Source organism: Stenotrophobium rhamnosiphilum (assembly GCF_003052265.1).
Taxonomy (GTDB): Bacteria; Pseudomonadota; Gammaproteobacteria; order Nevskiales; family Nevskiaceae; genus Stenotrophobium; species Stenotrophobium rhamnosiphilum.
The window spans coordinates 1-4,050 of sequence record NZ_QANS01000016.1; the positions used below are offsets into that span (position 1 = coordinate 1).

Annotated in this window: 6 protein-coding genes; all 6 read right to left on the reverse strand. The window is 55.8% G+C overall.

The window, feature by feature from the left end; translation table 11 throughout:
* On the reverse strand, nucleotides 1-602 hold a 602-nt coding region (locus CJD38_RS18260; protein ID WP_206363074.1), incomplete at its 3' end, for an energy transducer TonB.
* The gene (locus CJD38_RS18265) at nucleotides 599-1,012 is read right to left on the reverse strand and encodes an ExbD/TolR family protein (protein WP_107941918.1); all 414 of its coding nucleotides are present in this window, start codon (nucleotides 1,010-1,012) and stop codon (nucleotides 599-601) included. The genes CJD38_RS18265 and CJD38_RS18260, both read right to left, overlap by 4 nt.
* Before the next feature lie 4 nt (nucleotides 1,013-1,016).
* On the reverse strand, nucleotides 1,017-1,448 hold the full coding sequence (locus CJD38_RS18270) for an ExbD/TolR family protein (RefSeq protein ID WP_107941920.1): 432 nt from the start codon (nucleotides 1,446-1,448) through the stop codon (nucleotides 1,017-1,019).
* Nucleotides 1,449-1,451: 3 nt separating this feature from the next.
* Nucleotides 1,452-1,976 carry a MotA/TolQ/ExbB proton channel family protein gene (locus CJD38_RS18275; protein WP_240783725.1) on the reverse strand — a complete coding sequence of 175 codons (525 nt, stop codon included), beginning with the start codon at nucleotides 1,974-1,976 and terminating at the stop codon, nucleotides 1,452-1,454.
* Nucleotides 1,969-3,381, reverse strand: a complete 1,413-nt coding sequence (locus CJD38_RS18280; RefSeq protein WP_107941924.1) for a MotA/TolQ/ExbB proton channel family protein — start codon at nucleotides 3,379-3,381, stop codon at nucleotides 1,969-1,971. The genes CJD38_RS18275 and CJD38_RS18280 overlap by 8 nt, the downstream gene beginning before the upstream one ends.
* A 3-nt stretch (nucleotides 3,382-3,384) precedes the next feature.
* A partial coding sequence (locus tag CJD38_RS18285) for a DUF3450 domain-containing protein (RefSeq protein WP_146166025.1) occupies nucleotides 3,385-4,050 on the reverse strand: 666 nt, incomplete at its 5' end.

Below are 4,050 nucleotides of genomic sequence, written 5' to 3' on the forward strand. Positions count from 1 at the left end.
ACCGGCTTGCCATTCTCAACACGCGGCTTGTATTTGAATTTCAGAACAGCACGCTTGGCGGCTTCGTTGAAGACGTTTGGTGGCTGGGCTTCGATGACGACGGCGTCAGTCACAGTGCCGCTGACGGTCACGGTGAATTCCAATAGCACCCAACCTTCTTGACCACGCGCCTGCGCACCCGGTGGATACATCGGCGCAACCTTCACGATTGGAAGATATTCGCCATCACCGGTTGAGAGGCCGAAACCCGCTTTGACCGACGTCGTGTTCTCCAGCGACATATTGCTGATGTTCAGCGTCGTTGGGGTTGGTGCTGAGATGGCCTGCACCTGCTGCGTCGGGGTCGACGGCGCGGGTTCGGGTTTCTCCGGCATCTTCGGCGGCGTGCGAACTTTGGTTTCGAGCTCAAACGCACGATTCAGACGCACGAAATCAATCGTGGGCAGCGTGTCGGCTTTCGCGCCGAGGCCTTTACCGTGATTGATCAGAGCATGCATCACCCAGAACATCCCAACGATAAAAACGGTGGCCATCAACAACGGCATCGAGAAACGCGTGACGTTCTGTTTGTATTTCACAAATTCTGCGGTGATGCGACTCATTGTTCGAGCCCCAGTGCGCCGATGGAAACGGACATGATGCCGCCGCCCCGTACTTCATCCATCACTTTGGTCATCACGCCGGTTTGTGAATCTTTGTCAGCCGCAATAACAACGGTGTCTTCAGGACGCTCGGCGTGCATGCGCTCTACCATGGCGCGTACGTCAGCCAATGGCACTTTGCGGCGATCCATCCAGATGTCACCGTTCGGGCGAATCGCGATGATGATGTTGCCGTTGTCTTTGTGTTCAGCCGTGACCGCATCAGGTTTCGTCACCTTGACGCCGGGCTGTTTGATGAACGAGGTGATGATGATAAAAAAGATCAGCAGGTTCAGGACGAAGTCGAGCATCGGCGCCAAGTCAATGCCGTGATGCCCATCGTCTTCTTCATTGTGATTACGTCCGCGCATCGATTTATTCTCCGGAGGACGAGGGGGCGATCGAGACGTTGTACACGCCGCCGAGTCTGACCTGGTCCATCACTTTGACGACGACGCCCGTCGGGGATTTCACATTCGCAACGACCACGACCGGGCCTTCAGGCTTTTCAGCATGGAAGCGCTCAACGTTGGCACGAACCGCGCCTGGATCGATGATGCGTTTGTCGATAGAAATCGTGCCGTCGCCGTGAACGGCCACAAACAACGTGCCCTTCTCGTCAGGTTTCTTTTGTTGTTCTTGATTGCTGGGGGCAGGACGGCTCAGCGTGATGCCCGTCTCTTTCACAAAGACTGCGGTGATGATGAAGAAGATCAGCAGGTTCAGAACGAAGTCGAGCATCGGCGCCAAATCAATGCCGGTGTCGCCATCCTCTTCTTCTTCTCTGGTATGTCGGCGAAGACGCATCGATTAATACTCGAATTTATCCGACAGCGCTTCGGTCAAATGCCGAATCTGCTTGTGGAAGTAATAGACGGGATACATACCGCTCACACTCACGGCAAGGCCTGTGAGGGTGCAGTTCATGGCTTTCGACACACCGCTGGCCATTGAGCGTGCGTCGGCTGATCCTAAGATCGCCATCGAGTCGAACACCTCGAGCATACCGGCGACGGTTCCGACCAGTCCGAGCAGCGGACACAGTGGAACCAACACCTTGAGCATCGGCATGTTGGCGTTCATCTCTTCAGACAACCTTGAGATCATCGCGCGACGAATCTGGTGTGCGGCCCAAGAGTGACGCTCTGCCCGACCGCGCCAAGCCTCCAAAGAGGCTTGGGCGAGCATCGGCAGACGACGACTAAAGAACCACCAGCGCTCAAACACCAACATCCACATCAACAATCCGGCTGCGAAAATCCACGCAACCAGAATGCCGCCCGCGACCGTTAAGTCCGCGACCGCATGGAAGGGTGAAAGCAGCGTATCAAGCACGACCGTTCGCCCGCTGTTCCAGAATCTCGGCCAGCAAGCCGGTGCTCTGTTCATCGAGAACCTGAACGATGCGCTTCGAGCGTGAGCTTAAGGCCGAGTTCATGAAGAGGAGTGGGATAGCGATGGCCAAGCCCAGAACCGTTGCGATCATGGCGTGGCTGATACCCGCCGCCATCAGCTTCGGATCGCCGGAGCCGGATTCGGTAATCACCTGGAAGGTTTCGATCATGCCGATAACGGTACCGACCAGACCCAGCAACGGACCTGCAGCAACACCGAGTTTGAGGAACGACTGGATACGCTGGATCGGTGGGAGTTCGCGAAGGACGGCTTCTGAAATTCGAAGCTCGACAACTTCTGCGTCCTCGCCTGCTTTCACCATATTGTTGCCCTTGAACGAGAGCAGTACACGACCGAGTGGATTGTCTTCGGTGAGGCGACCCATGTTAACCAGCTGCTGGTTGATCTTGGTGCCGACTTTGGTCAGATACACGAACTGGTAGACGCCCAATGCTGCGCCGATGAAACCCACGGCAAGAATCACATAACCGACCCAACCGCCCATGTGAATACGTTCAACGATGTCTGGGCGCTGTGAATACAGCGACAGCAATACACCACGTGAAGGATCGACCACCATGTTGTGGTAGCCCTCGGTCTCGTCTTCAAAGTTGCCGCCAATCTTGCGGAATTTGGAACCCGGCTGTTGCTGAGGAACCGAGAACGAAGGAGAACCGGTCGCGTGATCGAGGAACACACCGTTGGAGATGGCTACGAAAGGACCGACGCGCAGAACAGACGCGGTCGTCTTCTCGCCGTTCTTACCGACCACTTCTGCATCAAAGCGTTTTACTTTTCCGCTTTCGGTCATTTCCTGCTGCATCGCAAACCAGAAGCGCTGCAGGTCTTCCATCGGTGGCATCGTCTTGGTTTGAGCCAGACGGTCGATTTCAGCCGTACGACCTTTCAGCTCGACGCTCAACAGTGAGTTACGGGCAACGGTGGCGAAGTCGCCAGCGGTCTGGCGGAGTACGCCGAACAGTTCGCCGAGGTTGCCGGCCTTCGCGTCACGAGCCTGTGACAGCTCGCTAATAATCTTGTCGTTGTCTTCGAATTGTTTGGCCAATACGGCGGCTTTGGATTCAAGAACGTTCTTCTCGCCTTCGGCTTCTTTGAGAAGACGAGCTTGGCCATCACGATCAGCAGCAAAGCGGGCTTCGCGCGCTTTGTTCTCAGCGTCATCGCGCAGATCCGCGGTGCGAATGCTGTCGAGCAATTGATCCAGCGTCTTGCCCGCAATAACCGGTGCTGCCGGAGCGGCTTCAGTCGCCGCTTCTTCTGCAAACACAAACGTGCTCATCGCCAACAGTGCCGCACCCACTACAAAAGATTTAACTTGCAACATGACTTAGCCTCCCTTCTTGCTGGCCGACAACACCGGAACCACCAACAAGTCCGGAGAGGTTTGTTTACGTGCAACCTTCAGACCTTCTTTCACGCCATCGGCGTAATCGTCATCCAAAGCCCAAGCATTCTTCTGTGCATCCCAGTACGCGGTCTCTTTGCCATCTGGCGTCTGGTACAGCAGCGCAACACGACCGACGCGCAGAACATCAACCGTCTTGCCCTGCACTTCTGCGGTGTACGCTTCAATCGTGCGGCCATATTCCATTTCAATCTGGTAGGCCTCAACGATGCGACGATACTTCTCGGAGACGGTCACGTCTGCGCGAGGCATCATGTCTTTGAGTTTCTTCACGCGCGCCATACGGTCGGCACGCAGGAAAGGCATGTCGAGTTCGACAAACTTTTCGAGTGAGGCCAGCATGTTTTGCATGAGAGGGAGAATGTCGATCGCCGTGCGCTCGATTTCACGCGTCTCGTTACGCACCGTCACCATTTCATCCGCCTGCGACTTGATCTGCGCATTCAGCTGCTGGATGTAAAGACGGATACCTTCCGACTCGCGCAGCGTGGCGCGGAATTTGTCGGACAGATCATTGCGCTGCTCAGAAATCGAGTCGACGCGCTTCTGCGATTCGGCAGACGCCACCATCCAACGATTGCTCTCTGC